16 protein-coding genes are annotated in these 13604 nt (G+C 61.3%); 7 read left to right on the forward strand and 9 right to left on the reverse strand.

What is annotated here, in order from left to right:
- Positions 1-46: 46 nt before the first annotated feature.
- Both E2K80_RS12985 and E2K80_RS12990 read right to left on the reverse strand, forming a co-directional pair.
- The gene (locus E2K80_RS12985) at positions 47-460 is read right to left on the reverse strand and encodes a VOC family protein (RefSeq protein WP_135375385.1); all 414 of its coding nucleotides are present in this window, start codon (positions 458-460) and stop codon (positions 47-49) included.
- Positions 461-693: 233 nt separating this feature from the next.
- On the reverse strand, positions 694-2844 hold the full coding sequence (locus tag E2K80_RS12990) for an esterase-like activity of phytase family protein (RefSeq protein ID WP_135375386.1): 2151 nt from the start codon (positions 2842-2844) through the stop codon (positions 694-696).
- Positions 2845-3047: 203 nt separating this feature from the next.
- On the opposite strand from E2K80_RS12990, the gene E2K80_RS12995 reads away from it, so the two are divergent.
- The 5 genes from E2K80_RS12995 (at position 3048) to E2K80_RS13015 (ending at position 8039) form a co-directional block, all read left to right on the forward strand.
- On the forward strand, positions 3048-3536 hold the full coding sequence (locus E2K80_RS12995; protein WP_135375387.1) for a RidA family protein: 489 nt from the start codon (positions 3048-3050) through the stop codon (positions 3534-3536).
- Between the two features lie 167 nt (positions 3537-3703).
- The gene (locus E2K80_RS13000; protein WP_135375388.1) at positions 3704-4645 is read left to right on the forward strand and encodes an ABC transporter permease; all 942 of its coding nucleotides are present in this window, start codon (positions 3704-3706) and stop codon (positions 4643-4645) included.
- Positions 4642-5466, forward strand: a complete 825-nt coding sequence (locus tag E2K80_RS13005; RefSeq protein WP_443216531.1) for an ABC transporter permease — start codon at positions 4642-4644, stop codon at positions 5464-5466. Before E2K80_RS13000 ends, E2K80_RS13005 begins: the two co-directional genes overlap by 4 nt.
- Positions 5463-7025 carry an ABC transporter ATP-binding protein gene (locus E2K80_RS13010; RefSeq protein ID WP_135375389.1) on the forward strand — a complete coding sequence of 521 codons (1563 nt, stop codon included), beginning with the start codon at positions 5463-5465 and terminating at the stop codon, positions 7023-7025. Before E2K80_RS13005 ends, E2K80_RS13010 begins: the two co-directional genes overlap by 4 nt.
- A gap of 24 nt (positions 7026-7049) precedes the next feature.
- Positions 7050-8039 (forward strand): P1 family peptidase, encoded by a 990-nt coding sequence (locus E2K80_RS13015; RefSeq protein ID WP_135375390.1) that lies wholly within the window; start codon positions 7050-7052, stop codon positions 8037-8039.
- 247 nt (positions 8040-8286) lie between these two features.
- Here the strand turns inward: E2K80_RS13015 and E2K80_RS13020 are convergent, their stop codons facing one another.
- The 5 genes from E2K80_RS13020 to E2K80_RS13040 form a co-directional block, all read right to left on the reverse strand.
- On the reverse strand, positions 8287-8853 hold the full coding sequence (locus tag E2K80_RS13020) for a F0F1 ATP synthase subunit B (RefSeq protein ID WP_135375391.1): 567 nt from the start codon (positions 8851-8853) through the stop codon (positions 8287-8289).
- Entirely contained in the window at positions 8850-9395 is a 546-nt protein-coding gene (locus E2K80_RS13025) for a F0F1 ATP synthase subunit B' (protein ID WP_135375392.1), read from the reverse strand. The genes E2K80_RS13020 and E2K80_RS13025 overlap by 4 nt, the downstream gene beginning before the upstream one ends.
- Positions 9396-9474: 79 nt before the next feature.
- Complete coding sequence (locus tag E2K80_RS13030) at positions 9475-9711, reverse strand: F0F1 ATP synthase subunit C (RefSeq protein ID WP_018302205.1); 237 nt, start codon at positions 9709-9711, stop codon at positions 9475-9477.
- 55 nt (positions 9712-9766) lie between these two features.
- The gene (locus tag E2K80_RS13035) at positions 9767-10621 is read right to left on the reverse strand and encodes a F0F1 ATP synthase subunit A (protein ID WP_135376621.1); all 855 of its coding nucleotides are present in this window, start codon (positions 10619-10621) and stop codon (positions 9767-9769) included.
- 9 nt (positions 10622-10630) lie between these two features.
- A complete protein-coding gene (locus E2K80_RS13040; RefSeq protein ID WP_135375393.1) occupies positions 10631-10948 on the reverse strand; it encodes an AtpZ/AtpI family protein in 318 nt (105 codons plus the stop codon).
- Between the two features lie 206 nt (positions 10949-11154).
- On the opposite strand from E2K80_RS13040, the gene E2K80_RS13045 reads away from it, so the two are divergent.
- Together E2K80_RS13045 and E2K80_RS13050 are read left to right on the forward strand one after the other, a co-directional pair.
- A complete protein-coding gene (locus tag E2K80_RS13045; protein ID WP_135375394.1) occupies positions 11155-11481 on the forward strand; it encodes an ArsR/SmtB family transcription factor in 327 nt (108 codons plus the stop codon).
- A 63-nt stretch (positions 11482-11544) separates the two neighbouring features.
- Entirely contained in the window at positions 11545-12183 is a 639-nt protein-coding gene (locus E2K80_RS13050; protein ID WP_135375395.1) for a hypothetical protein, read from the forward strand.
- Positions 12184-12186: 3 nt separating this feature from the next.
- Here the strand turns inward: E2K80_RS13050 and E2K80_RS13055 are convergent, their stop codons facing one another.
- A complete protein-coding gene (locus tag E2K80_RS13055; protein WP_135375396.1) occupies positions 12187-12678 on the reverse strand; it encodes a ClbS/DfsB family four-helix bundle protein in 492 nt (163 codons plus the stop codon).
- 28 nt (positions 12679-12706) lie between these two features.
- Positions 12707-13600: a DMT family transporter gene (locus tag E2K80_RS13060; protein WP_443216556.1), complete on the reverse strand. Its 894-nt coding sequence runs from the start codon at positions 13598-13600 to the stop codon at positions 12707-12709.
- Positions 13601-13604 lie beyond the last annotated feature (4 nt).

Raw genomic sequence — 13604 nt, forward strand, 5'->3', positions numbered from 1 at the left:
TGATCGAGAGGCAGTGAATTTTGATTCAGACTGAACGATTTCTGCTCTAAATCTCTGCAAATATCTCCAACAGATTGCCATCCGGGTCGCGAAAGAACAGCGTGCGATGGCCAAAATCACGATCCGTCGGCGGGGAGACAAGGGCGACCCCTTTTGCGGTCAACTCCTCGGCACATTGATCAACCTCGGACGCGGAGACTTTAAACGCCAGTTGCAGCGCCGCAGTCCCATCCGGCACCGGCATATCCGATGCGGTCAACCCCGGTCTGGCGAGCGCCAATGTGTTCTCCCCGACACGGTATTCCAGCCAGTTTGGTGACAATTCCCGGGTCATCACAAACCCAAGGATATCTTCGTAAAAAAGGCGCATCGCATCCATATCGCGGGTGAAAATGACCGTGTAGTCAATCGCCCGGATCGCTTTGAATGCCATGCCGGATGCGGGTGTCTGGTCGGTCATCGGGGGGTCTCCATCTTGCGCGTCACCACCCTATGATACGCCCACTTATCCGGGGCAACATCCCCTATAGCGGTTTGCGTTTGATCTGCATTGAAAACCGCTGCCTCTCGCCTTCGGCTCGAACGCGGTTTTCAATTGGACTGCCTCATATAAAACGCAAAACGCTTTAGATGCCAAAAATAAGGCCCCTGCAGATCTCTCTGCAGGGGCCTGATCATGATCAAAATACCCAATCACATCGGCGAAAGCGCAAAAAACATTGTCTCGCCCGAATGGTCATCGACCCCGTCATTGTCGGTGGCAGCCCACATGGTCCCGTCCGCCATGATCGCCAGCCCTTCGACCTTATCCAGGACAAACCCGCCGGTTGAGGTCAGATAGGGGAGCAGATCAACCACCAGTTCCGGCGCCATGACAGGCAGGTCACTGCCCAGTGCGCCGGGCATCATATCAGCCAGCGGAATGCGGGTGATCTGCTTGGTCACCGCCGCCGCCGCCCCGATCTGATTGTCGCGTTCGATCAGATAGACAAAATCCCCATCGGCCACGATCTCGCTCAGCCCGACCCAGCCGGTTGCGGGCTCGGTCAACGGGTAAAGCACCGCGCCCCATTCCTCGCTTTCGGTATTGTAGGACACCAGCTTGCTATGGCCCGCCGGATCATCCGCCCAGGGCCGCTGAACCGCCATCCACAGCGTGTCACCCACCAGGGTGATACCCTCGAAACCAAAGCGCCGCTCCACCGCCTGCAATTCTGTCGGCAAGGGCACGTAATCCATGATCCCGCCGTCAGACCCCACATGGTAAAGCGCATGGGGCACCAACCGGTCTGTCCGGCCTTCCGAGGCGATCCAGAACCCGCCATCTCCATCCAGCGTAATGCCTTCCATATCCAGCAATTGCGCGGGCTGACCACCCCGCGTCACCCGGATGGCATCGACAATCCGCGCCGGGCTTTCGCCTGGGTCAATCACGAAGATTGTCGGCTGCATGGCATAGAAACTGTCATTGACCGCATAGATCAGCCCGTTATCCCCCGCCACAAGACCCGAGAGAGCGCCCCAGCCAGTCAGCTCATCCATACCCGCACTGGTCAGATGCGGATAGCTGGCGGCTGCATCCTGATATTCGAAGATCATCACATGGGCGCGCGCCGCGCCATCTTCCAGCCCGTCCACTTCATTGGCGGAGATCAGCAGGTTCCGCGACGGGATGGTCACATAGCCTTCCGGCCCGATCCCGGATGGCAGCAACTGCGTCAGAACCGGGACGGCCAGGTCGGTCACATCATAGACCCCCACAACCGAGGCCCGCTCGGCCCCCACAAACACCATCGGTGTGCCATCAAAGACTGCGAAGGTTACGCTTTCCGGCTCAACACCCTTATTGCCGGACCGCCGTTCGGGGTAATGACCGATCTCGACAATCGCCCGTTCGAACGATGTGCCGCTGTCATAGACAACCGTGCCATCCTGGCTGAAAATCGTCCAGCCGCGGCTGCCGCCATCCATATCTCCCTCATTGGCGATGGCGAAATGGCTGTTGTCGATCCAGGTCACCGCATCGGGTTCGCGCACCCGGCCCGGCTGGCTGCCGGTAAAGGCGAAAGCGCGTTCCTCACCCACATCAATCCCGTCAAGATCGACCGATCCGGCAGAAAAATGGCTCAACACCGCGCCGATGGAGGACAGCACAACAATATGGTTGTTCTCCTGCAGGGTGACGACCACCTCGCCCTCATCGTTGATCGACACATATTCCGGCTCCGGGTCTTCCGGTGCAATCTCGGCCAGACCGGTGACATCGGCCAGCCGAAGCGTGCCGCAATCAAGCAGACCCTCGGATGTCAGATCGACCATGACCACAGAGCCCGCAGGCATCTGCCCCACCCGCCCGTCGCCCAGATCCTCATCGCGTTCATTCTCGATCGCGACCGCCAGAAATGAGGCGTCCGGTGCAATCGCAACCGAATCCGGCTGGCCCGGCAAATCACAGCGCCCCATCTCGCTCTGCTCAGCGATATTGACCTCCACAAGATATCCCGACGGTGCGGTGTAGCTTTCCGAGGTATTCACCCCCGCCAGCGCATAGGCCCCGGTCACCGCGACCGAGGTCGGCTCGCCACCCAGACCCATGATCCCGGCGGGTTCAGGATTGGCCGGGTCGGTGATGTCGATGAACCCCAACGCCTCCAGCGGGCTGTCGGTATAGACCAGCGTCATCCCATCCGCTGTCGCCGCAATGATCTCGGCCGAGGTTTCCTCCGCCTCCGGGCTGTTCTCCACCACCGCGAAAGAGGCGATGCGGTTGAAATTCATATCCGCCAGGGCGGGCCCGGCCATCAGGGACAAAGCCGAAGTCAGGGTCAGAAATCGAGACGTCATACATATCTCCAAGGGTTGCAAACGTGACAATGCGTCGTCGCCCGGCTTGGTGAAGATGACGTAACGGAAATGTATCAGTTTCATGAAATGGCCCGGCAACGCGTTTTCCGCACTGGTGTTCCGAAACCTGTCTGCAATTCTGTCGGTCTGAACGCATCCAGACCAAGACATTCCCAAAAGAACCGCAAGTAACGGAGCCATCCATGCACATACCCGAACACCGCCTGACCGAGCTGGGGCTGGACCTGCCCGCACCTGTCACCCTCGCACCGGGGCTTCATCTGCCGTTCACATTCGTGAACCGGCGGGGCAATCGCGTCTTGATCTCGGGCCATCCAAAACAGGCCGCCGATGGCACCATTGCGGGCCCATACGGGCAATTGGGCCGTGATCTGACCACAGAAGAGGGGCAACACGCGGCGCGGGACATCGCGCTGTCGGTTCTGGCAAATCTGAAGGCCGAGATTGGCGATCTGTCCCGCGTCACCGGCTGGCTGCGGGTTTTTGGCATGGTCAACTCAGCGCCCGGCTATGACCAGCAGCATCTGGTGATCAACGGGTTCAGCGATCTGATCCTTGATGTGTTCGGCGCCGGGATCGGGCGTCATGCCCGCTCGGCCATCGGGGTTGCGGGCCTGCCGATGAATTTTGCGATCGAGGTTGAGGCCGAACTGCTGATTTCCGGCGCCTGACACGGCACGGCGCCCATCTCAACTCTGCTCTGGCCCATCATGCAGACCGCGTCTAAAGCGTTTCGACTTACTGTTGAAACGCCTTTCGCTGCCTTTCGCCTTTGGCTCAAACGCGAAAGCCGTTGCACGGCTTCAATGTAAAGTCGAAACGCTATAACCTCGCGCTTATGCTGCGCTATATTCTCAGCCGACTGATCTCCCTCGGCCTCAGCCTGATTGCCGCCTCTCTGGTGATTTTTCTGGTGATCGAGGTGATCCCGGGCGATCCTGCCGCCTTCATGCTGGGCCTGAACGCGACCGAAACCGGGATCGCCAACCTCCGCGAGGAGCTTGGCCTTGGCGGCACCCTGGTTGAACGTTACTGGGCTTGGGTTTCGGGGATGATGACCGGCGATTTCGGCACCTCCTACACCTATCGCGTGCCGGTGTCTGACCTGATCCTTGATCGGCTTTGGGTGTCGCTGCCACTGACCGGATATGCCCTGACCCTGTCCACCCTGATCGCCTTTCCCATCGGCCTGATCGCGGCATCGCGTCAGGGCAGCACCACCGATTACAGCATCATGGGCGGCACCCAACTGGGTATCGCGGTGCCGAATTTCTGGTTCGCCATGCTGCTGGTGCTGGTCTTCGCGGTGAACCTGCAATGGGTCTCGGCCGGCGGGTTTCCGGGCTGGTCCGATCCGCTGGCGGCTGTCAAATCGCTGACCCTGCCGGCCATCGCACTGGCGCTTCCGCAGGCCTCGATCCTGGCGCGGGTCATGCGCTCTGCGCTGCTGGACACGCTGGGTCAGGATTACATGCGCACCGCGCGTGCCAAGGGCCTGACACGCCGTCAGGCGATGCTGCGCCATGCGCTTCGCAATGCGCTGATCCCGGTGCTGACCATCATCGGGCTGCAATTCTCGTTCCTGCTGGCAGGCGCGATCATTATCGAGAATGTCTTTTTCCTTCCGGGTCTCGGGCGGCTGATCTTTCAGGGCATCACCCAGCGGGATCTGGTGGTGGTTGAAAGCGTCACCATGCTTCTGGTTTTCGCGGTGATCCTGGTCACCTTTCTGGTCGATATCGCCTATGCCGCCGCAGACCCAAGGTTGCGCCGCAAATGACCCGCCTGCCTGCCTCCCTTCTGATCGGCGCTGCCCTGTCATCGGTGTTTCTGGCCGCCGCGCTGATCAGCTTTCTGTGGACGCCCTATGACGTGACCGATCTGGTCATCGCCAATCGTCTGCAACCGGCCAACGGCAGGTTTCTTCTGGGCACCGATCAGTTTGGCCGCGATCTTCTGTCGATGCTGATGGTCGGCGCGCGCACCTCCATCGCCGTGGCTTTGGTCGCCGTGGGCATCGGCATCACCCTTGGCGTGCCCCTTGGTCTGGCCGCAGCCGCGACAAGAGGCAGCCTGCTGGATGAGGTCATCATGCGCGGCAATGACCTGATCTTTGCCTTTCCCAGCCTTGTCATCGCCATTCTGATCACTGCGGTTTTCGGCCCTTCGGCGCTGAACGCCATCCTCGCCATCGGTATTTTCAACATCCCCGTCTTCGCCCGTGTCGCACGCGGCGGCGCGCTGAGCCTGTGGACACTTGACTACATTCTTGCCGCCCGCACGGCGGGCAAGGGCAAAATCCGCATCAGTGCCGAACATATCCTGCCCAATATCGCCAATCTTCTGATTGTTCAGGCGACGATCCAGTTCTCTCTCGGGATTCTGGCCGAGGCCGGTCTGTCCTATGTAGGTCTGGGTGCCCAGCCCCCGATACCAAGCTGGGGCCGGATGCTGGCCGAGGCGCAGACGATGATCTACACCCATCCGATGCTGGCGGTTCTGCCCGGGCTTGCCATCGTGCTGATGGTGCTTGGTCTGAACCTCATGGGCGACGGGTTGCGCGATGTGCTGGACCCCCGATTGCGGAGACAACGCATATGATTGCGGTCGATACGCTCAGCCTTTCGATCAACGGCACCCCAATCCTCAAAGATGTCACACTGAACATCGGGGAGGGAGAGATTTTTGGTCTGGTCGGCGAAAGCGGGTCGGGCAAATCCATGACTGCGCTGGCGCTGATGCAGCTTCTGCCGCAGGGGGCAGATGTAACGGGCCAGGCCCGGCTTGACGAGATTGACCTGCTGGACAGAACCGAGGCCGAGATTTGCGCGCTGCGCGGCAACCAGTTGGGCATGATTTTTCAGGAACCTATGACCGCCCTGAACCCGGTGCAGACCATCGGCGATCAGGTGGCCGAAACACTGTTGATCCATAACGCCGCGACCCGGGCAGAGGCCCGTCGCATCGCCCGCGACCGGCTGAACCGTGTCGGCCTTGAACAGATCGGGATGGACCGGTTCCCCCATGAGCTTTCCGGCGGGCAACGTCAGCGTGTCTGCATCGCCGCCGCCATCGCGCTGCACCCGCGCCTGCTGATCGCCGATGAACCCACCACCGCGCTGGATGTCACCACACAGGCGCAGATCCTCGACCTGCTGAAGGATCTGGTGGCCGAGGAAAACATGTCACTGCTGCTGATCACCCATGACCTGGCCGTGGTGGCCCATATGGCCGGTCAGGTGGCAGTGATGCAAAAGGGCGAGATCGTCGAACAGGGGCCGACAGCGCAGGTTCTGACCGAACAACGCCACCCCTATACCCGCGCCCTTTTCGCCGCCTCCGCCCATCAGCCCGACCGGCCGGGCGGGGCGGAACCCGCGCCGCTTCTGTCGGTCAGAAACGTCCTGCGGCAATATCCCGGTCCGCGAAAGGGCCTGACCCGGGGCGATCCGGTCCCTGCGGTGGATGGTGTCAGCTTCGATCTGCACAAGGGCGAAAGCCTGGGCCTTGTCGGTGAAAGCGGTTGCGGAAAATCCACGCTGACCCGCGCGATCCTGGGCCTTGACCCGATCCAGGGGGGGCAGATCACCGCCTTCGGCAAACCCGTGGGGCCGGCGATGCCCAATGCGCTCCGCTCGGGCATTCAGGTCGTGTTTCAGGACCCCTATGGCAGTTTCAACCCCCGCTGGCGGGTGCACCGCCTGGTGGCCGAACCTTTCCACCTGATGCTGTCCCCACCCATGGGCGCCGACCGGAGGGACCGGGTGGCCCGGGCGCTTGAGGCGGTGCAGCTTGCACCCGACGACATGCATAAATACCCCCATGAGTTTTCCGGCGGGCAGCGCCAGCGCATCGCCATTGCCCGGGCGCTGATCACCCATCCCGAAATTCTGGTGCTGGACGAGGCTGTCTCGGCCCTCGATGTCTCGATCCGTGCCCAGATCCTCGACCTGTTGGCCGATCTGCAAACCCGGCTGCATCTCAGCTATCTTTTCATCAGCCATGACCTGAATGTGGTGCGCGCGATCACCGACCGGGTGCTGGTGATGCAGGCTGGCCGGATCGTCGAGGAAGGCGAAACCGAAACCCTCTTCACCACACCGCGCCACAGCTATACCCGCGCCCTGCTGGCCGCCGCGCCAAGACTGGAGATCGCCTGATGCCTATCAACGAAAGGACCTGACATGCAGCCCGGACCCAGAAACCTGATCACCGATGTCGCGGGGCTCCGCGTTGGCAATGCCGAGGATGCGCATATCAAGACAGGCTGTAGCGTGCTGGTGGGCGATGCGCCTTTCACCGCAGCTTTGCATGTCATGGGCGGCGCGCCGGGCACACGGGAAACCGACCTGCTGGCGCCTGACAAAACCGTGCAGATGGTGGATGCGCTGGTGCTGTCCGGCGGCTCGGCCTTCGGGCTGGATGCCGCCTCGGGCGTTGCCGATGCGCTCTGCCGTCAGGGCCGGGGCTTTCCCGTGGGCGATGTGGTGGTTCCGATTGTTCCGGGCGCGATCCTGTTCGACCTGATCAATGGCGGCAACAAGGACTGGGATGAAAACCCCTATAAGGCTTTGGGCGCCGCCGCATTGGAAAAGGCGGCGGAAAGCTTCCCGCTTGGCTCGGCAGGGGCCGGAACCGGTGCTCTGGTGGCGGATCTGAAAGGCGGGCTTGGCTCGGCCTCGCTGCAGATTGGACCCTATACCGTGGGGGCGCTGGTTGCGGTCAACGCCCTTGGCCGGGTGACCATGGGTGAAACCGGGCATTTCTGGGCCGCACCATATGAATTCAACGCTGAATTCGGCGGGCTTGGCCCGGCACCGAAATTTGACCCTGCGGCGCCCACACCGCTCAAAGGCGGCGGGCAGGCCACAACCATCGCGATTGTCGCCACCGATGCGAGCCTGACCCAGGCCCAGGCCACCCGGCTTGCGGTCGCCGCCCATGACGGCATGGCCCGCGCGATCTATCCCAGCCATACACCGATGGATGGCGATCTGGTCTTTGCCACCGCCACCGGGGCAAAACCGCTGACCACAGCCGAAACGGATCTGCTCAGCCTCGGCCATGGGGCGGCGCTGTGCCTGTCACGCGCCATCGCAAGCGGGGTCTATCACGCCACGACCGCGCCGGATGATCTGCTCCCGACCTGGGCTGACAGATTTGCCAAATCCTGAAGCGTTTCGGGCAAGCCCTGTATCGAAAAGCCACCTCTCGCCCTTGGCCCGAACACGCTTTTCGATACGGCCTGTTTCAGGTTGACCCCGAAAAGCTATACCCCCTTCTCTGCTTCAAAAATATCCCTGCCAGAGGCACAGGCAGCGGGAAGGCCGCTTGCGGGCCGCGCCGCTGCCACCCGCCGCAAAAGAAAACCCCCCGTGCGTTTCCGCCGGGGGGCTTTCGCATCAAACAGGCGCGTTTGGTTCAGTGCAGCCGCGTCTCGACATCCGCAATCGCCGCGTCGATCAGCTTGTTGGCCTCTGCCGCCGTTGTCTGCGCCGCGATCACCTGCGCCGCAGCCGCCACAGCCACCTCAACCGCCCGGTCGCGCACATCGCGCACCGCCGATTGTTCGGCACTGGCAATCTGGTCTTCCGCCGCCTGCAAACGCCGTGCAATTGCGGTTTTCAGATCCTCTTTGGCCTGCTCTGCCGCGGCTGTTGCATCGGCGCGGGCGGCTGCCACAATCCGCTCTGACTGGGCCGCAACTTCGCGCTGTTTGCGCTCATAGCTCGCCAGTATCGTCTGTGCCTCTTCGCGCAGGGCACGGGCCTCATCAAGATCGGCCCTGATCTGTGCCGCGCGACTGTCCAGCATGCCCCCCAGCATTCCGGGGATGTTGAAATAGAAGATAATCGCCAGAAACAGCAGAAAGCCGATCAGCACCACGAAATTCGTGTCGAAGAACGAGGTGAAATCATACCCGCCATGACCGCCGGCCGCAAAGGCCGGCGTGCTCAGCAGGCCAAACCCGATGACAAACCGTATCATTGGCCGCCTCCCTGCATGCGCTCGGCCACAGCGGCCTGAACCGCGCTGGCATCCGCGGGCCCCGAGGACAGGGCCGAAACGATTTCGGCTGCGGCTTCGCCGGCAACCTCCTCCACGCTTTGCAACGCACCGGCGCGGATCTCCGCAATCCGGGCTTCGCTTTCGGCGGCTTTCGCGGAAATCTCCGCATCCGCATGCGCGGTCGCCTCTGCCAGTTCCGCCTGAATCTCGGCGCGTGTCGCGGCGACGATCTCTCCGGCCTCGGTGCGGGCATCGGCCAGCGCCTTGTTATAGGCGTCTTCCGCTTCACCGGCCTTCCGTTTGAGATCTTCGGCGGCGGCAATGTCATTGGTGATCGTGCCCTGACGTTCCGCCAGAACCGCCCCGATCCTTGGCAGCGCAATGCGCGACAGAATCAGGTAAATCGCGATCAACGTCAGCACGAGCCAGAAAATCTGGTTCGGGAACGTGGATAATTCGAGCTGCGGCATGCCCGCCGCACCGGCGGCTTCTTCTGCAGCTACAAGGGCTTCATCGGCCATCTTGTCCTCCTGGAACCGGGACTACACCGGGCCACCCGCATATCGCCGATGACCCGGACGTAAGGAAGGTTCGGGTGGCTCAGACAGCAAACATCAGCAGCAGAGCAACCAGGAATGCGAAAATCCCAAGTGCTTCTGCAAATGCGATGCCGATGAAAAGCGTCGCGGTCTGACCAGCGGCCGCCGACGGGTTGCGCAACGCACCCGCCAGGAAGTTCCCGGCCACATGGCCCACACCGATGGCAGCGGCGCCTGAACCGATAGCGGCCAGGCCTGCACCGATGAATTGACCCATATTTGCGATATCGCCTTCCATGATCGTCTCTCCTTACGTTGGAATTGGCTTGAATTTGAAACCCTGACCGCCCGGATTAATGTGACGGGTGAAGCGCGTCCTTCAGATAGACGCAGGTCAGGATGGTGAAGACATAGGCCTGAATGGCGCTGACCAGCACCTCAAGCCCGTAGATGGCAACAATGCCGAAGATCGGGGCGATGGCCCCGGCGCCAAGGGCACCGGCAAAGCCCGCGAACACTTTCAGAACCGCGTGACCGGCCATGACATTGCCCGCCAGACGAATGGAATGGCTGACCGGGCGCACGAAATAGGAAATCACCTCGATGATCGCCAGAACCGGGCGCAGCGGCAGGGGCGCCGAGAATACCCAGAACAGCCCCAGAAACCCGGCGCCGTTTTTGACAAACCCCAGAACTGTCACCGTCACGAAAACCGCCAGCGCCAGGATCACGGTCACCGCGATATGGCTGGTGGGTGCAAAACTACCCGGGATCAGACCCAGAAAATTCGCCGACAGGATGAACAGAAACAGGGTGAAGATATAGGGAAAGAACGACAATGCATCCTTGCCCGCCACGTCTTCAACCATCTTGCGCACAAAGCCATAGGCCAGTTCCGCAATCGACTGTGCCCGGCTGGGGATCACCGCGCGCCCGCGCGTGCCGACCACCATCACCAGAAGAATCGCCAAAACCCCCAGGCCCATCCAGACCGCCGTATTGGTCACCGTGTACCAGTGGATCGGTCCGTCACCGAAAAATGGCGCGATGATAAACTGGTCCATGGGGTGGATCGACAGGCCGCTTTCATAATCATCCACCAATCCGAGGATGATCAACACAACCGCGAGCGCGATCAAAGCAAAGGCAATGGTGCGGCTTGACCCGGATTTCGCGGTTTGGGTATCGGCGGATGTGTTTGTATCCATGGCCACGTGTCAGTCCCCTTCGTCTTTCGCCTCTGCCTGGCGCTGCATCTCCTGCGCCGAGCGGATCATCGTCTTTACCCCGGCGACAAAACCGAGAAGCGTAAATATCAGCATCAGCCAGGGCGTGGTGCCGATCAGCACGTCCAACCCGTATCCGATGCCAAAGCCGATCCCCAGACCGGCCACCAGTTCAATCACCATCCGCCAGGCATGCTGCGCCTGAGAATAATGTGTCTCCGTCGGCGGTGTCTCAGCCTGCGATTGCCGGACTTTTCTCAACCGGTCCTCCAGCGCCTTCAGGCGGTCAGGATCAGGCTGGTCCGGCATCGGCAAGACACCCCTTTGAAACTCGGGCGGAAGCTAACAGAGCGTGGCGCAGAGTCAATGTGCGGGCGGTCTAGGAGAATCCCCACCAAGACATTGAAAATAATTGATTTAATAAGGGTGTGACAAAGAAGCCTCGATCCTGCCGCCAGGCCCCATATTCAACCGTCTGGTTGACGATTGCCCCGGTTCCCGCGTTTAACATCTCCATGGCCCACGCGCTTGACACCACCTTCTCGGCCCTTGCCGACCCCACACGCCGGCACATCCTGTCGATGCTGCTGGAGGATGACATGGCCGTCACTGACGTGGCCGAGCCGTTTGAGATGTCTTTGGCCGCAATTTCCAAACATCTGACCATCCTGACCCGGGCCGGTCTGATCACGCAGGAAAAGCGTGGCCGCGTCAAATGGTGCAAACTCGACCCTGACGCGATGAAAGAGGCCTCTGTCTGGATGCAGGGTTTCGGCCAGTTCGAGCCGGTGAACCTGGATGCATTCGAGGCGTTTCTGAACAGCACATTGAACGATGATTGAACTGCGGGCCCAGACCGGCCGTCTTATGTTATGCAAAACTGATCCTGATCGGAAGGACATCCCATGCGTTTCAGCCTGCCCCTGTTTCTGACAGCCGCCCTGGCTGGCCCCGGCGCGGCCCAGACCTGTGAAAGCCCGGTCGGGCCAATTGAAACCTGTCTGGTCGGCGCCTGGATCGGGTCCAGCACAATCCCCGAGGCGATGGAGGCCATGATGCGCGCCATGCCCGACAATGTCCGCGCCAGTTTCAACGATCTCGGACGTCCCGTGGCAATGATCATCTACGAGGACGGGTTTTTTGAGACATTTCCGATGGGCGCCAATGGCAATGCCACATTCGAGGATGAAGATGGCGAGATCACCCGGGTCGAGATGAATGCGCAGACAATCACCTCTGCGGGATATATCACCGCGATGGGTGGGATGCTGGATATCTGTCATCTGCCCGGCGGCGCAGGCGGCCTGACAGGGGAAATGACGGTCACCACCTCTGATGGCAGTGCGACGGTGCCGGTGGCGCCGCCACCGGGGCCGCAAAGCTTCAACCCGGTGATCACCTATACCTGTTCCGGCAATTCGATGCAGCAGATGGTGGCCCTGCCCGCGCCCCTGGGCACCATCACCTATGACATGGCCCGCGTACCGCTTTCGGCCTTCCCCGAGGAAATGCGCGACCGGGTGGAAGACCTGCCGACAGAGTGATGCCTATGCAGACCGCAAACAGGCGCGGATGAACTTCGCGGCTGAGCGGTAATGGCTTGGCCCGCTGGCCTCCGCATAGCGCCCGGTGGTCCAGCCTTCGGTCATTGGAAACGGGCCGCCATAAAGGCTCTGATCCGTCTCTGCCTCGATAAAGGTCAGCAAACGCGAATGCTCCCGGTCAAGCCAAGCCTGGGCATCAGCCCAGGACATATCCGCATATCTTTCCCGCAGGGCGGCATTATAGGGTTTCAACTGGTTCCACTTCACACCTTCATCGGGCATATAAACCGGGCCGCCCGCCGCCGCCTGATCCAGCCATCTGAAAAACAACGCACACCAATGGGCACGGTGGATGATGACATCCTTGATCGAGGTGTCATCGTCGAATGTCCGTTGCGCCATATCCGCAGGAAGACCGGAGATCAGCGTCTTCAGCTTCGCATATTCCTTGGTGGTAACGGCAATCAGCGCATCGCGGGTGGTGGCAGCCGGCATGGTCGATCCTCCAGTCGCAGTTGGATGTCTAAAGTGGTTCCGGCTCCCGTTCCTTGATCTTGCTCAAGCCGGGGGTCTCATCTTTCAACAACATCCACAGGGCCAGAATGGTCAAGACTATGCCGCCCAGAACCAGCAGGCCGGGCACCGGTTGCCCCAGGGCAATCTCCCACAGGATCACCCAGGAAGGTGTCAGATATGTGTAGGCCATCACTTTTGAGGATGGCAACCGAAGGGTTGCGTACTGCACCAGAAACACCGTGGTGGAACTGGCAATGATCGACACATAGAACAGCGTGATCCAGACCAGCGGGCGCAACCCGCCCCAATCGGTCGCCCGCAGGTCATGCCAGCCCCAGATCAGCAGAACAAATGCGCAGGCCAGAAGCGTGCCGAAAGTGAAGATCAGAACCGGTTCGCCCCGGTTCAGCCACCGCACGGCAGGTGTATAGGCCGCGTGACACATGCAGCCCCAGAAAAACACCCATTCCCCGCGACCGATCTCGAAGGCCAGAAGCGCCGACAGATCCGCGCGGAAAATCACCCAAAGCGCCCCTACCGCCCCGACAGCCAGCGCCAGCGCGATGCGCGGCGTTGTCACCTGTCGCAGCAACAGCCAGCCAAACCCGGCCGCCATCACCGGTGTCAGGGTGAACACGGCCGCCGCCGAAACCGGAGGCGCGGTTTTCAGCCCTTCGAACATGGTCACGAAATAGGTCGCGAACAGACCGCCCAGAACCAGATACCGCCACGGCGCCACGATCACCGCGCCAAAGCCGCCGCCACGGACCGCAAGCACCGCCCCGATCACCCCGGCTGCCAGGGCAAACCGCACAGCGTTCAGGGCTGCGGGCGCGATCTCATTGGCGATCTGCCCGCCCAGGGAAAACGACCCGGCCACCAGCGCCGAAAAGGCCAGCATCGCC

Origin of the sequence: Rhodophyticola sp. CCM32, from assembly GCF_004751985.1 — a bacterium.
In the GTDB taxonomy this organism is placed as follows: domain Bacteria; phylum Pseudomonadota; class Alphaproteobacteria; order Rhodobacterales; family Rhodobacteraceae; genus Rhodophyticola.

What these genes read in the sequence shown, in the direction of transcription:
- E2K80_RS12985 (WP_135375385.1), bottom strand. Translation starts at nt 460, where the DNA reads ATGACCGACCAGACACCCGCATCCGGCATGGCATTCAAAGCGATCCGG.
- E2K80_RS12990 (WP_135375386.1), bottom strand. Translation starts at nt 2,844, where the DNA reads ATGACGTCTCGATTTCTGACCCTGACTTCGGCTTTGTCCCTGATGGCC.
- E2K80_RS12995 (WP_135375387.1), top strand. Translation starts at nt 3,048, where the DNA reads ATGCACATACCCGAACACCGCCTGACCGAGCTGGGGCTGGACCTGCCC.
- E2K80_RS13000 (WP_135375388.1), top strand. Translation starts at nt 3,704, where the DNA reads ATGCTGCGCTATATTCTCAGCCGACTGATCTCCCTCGGCCTCAGCCTG.
- E2K80_RS13005 (WP_443216531.1), top strand. Translation starts at nt 4,642, where the DNA reads ATGACCCGCCTGCCTGCCTCCCTTCTGATCGGCGCTGCCCTGTCATCG.
- E2K80_RS13010 (WP_135375389.1), top strand. Translation starts at nt 5,463, where the DNA reads ATGATTGCGGTCGATACGCTCAGCCTTTCGATCAACGGCACCCCAATC.
- E2K80_RS13015 (WP_135375390.1), top strand. Translation starts at nt 7,050, where the DNA reads ATGCAGCCCGGACCCAGAAACCTGATCACCGATGTCGCGGGGCTCCGC.
- E2K80_RS13020 (WP_135375391.1), bottom strand. Translation starts at nt 8,853, where the DNA reads ATGATACGGTTTGTCATCGGGTTTGGCCTGCTGAGCACGCCGGCCTTT.
- E2K80_RS13025 (WP_135375392.1), bottom strand. Translation starts at nt 9,395, where the DNA reads ATGGCCGATGAAGCCCTTGTAGCTGCAGAAGAAGCCGCCGGTGCGGCG.
- E2K80_RS13030 (WP_018302205.1), bottom strand. Translation starts at nt 9,711, where the DNA reads ATGGAAGGCGATATCGCAAATATGGGTCAATTCATCGGTGCAGGCCTG.
- E2K80_RS13035 (WP_135376621.1), bottom strand. Translation starts at nt 10,621, where the DNA reads ATGGATACAAACACATCCGCCGATACCCAAACCGCGAAATCCGGGTCA.
- E2K80_RS13040 (WP_135375393.1), bottom strand. Translation starts at nt 10,948, where the DNA reads ATGCCGGACCAGCCTGATCCTGACCGCCTGAAGGCGCTGGAGGACCGG.
- E2K80_RS13045 (WP_135375394.1), top strand. Translation starts at nt 11,155, where the DNA reads ATGGCCCACGCGCTTGACACCACCTTCTCGGCCCTTGCCGACCCCACA.
- E2K80_RS13050 (WP_135375395.1), top strand. Translation starts at nt 11,545, where the DNA reads ATGCGTTTCAGCCTGCCCCTGTTTCTGACAGCCGCCCTGGCTGGCCCC.
- E2K80_RS13055 (WP_135375396.1), bottom strand. Translation starts at nt 12,678, where the DNA reads ATGCCGGCTGCCACCACCCGCGATGCGCTGATTGCCGTTACCACCAAG.
- E2K80_RS13060 (WP_443216556.1), bottom strand. Translation starts at nt 13,600, where the DNA reads ATGCTGGCCTTTTCGGCGCTGGTGGCCGGGTCGTTTTCCCTGGGCGGG.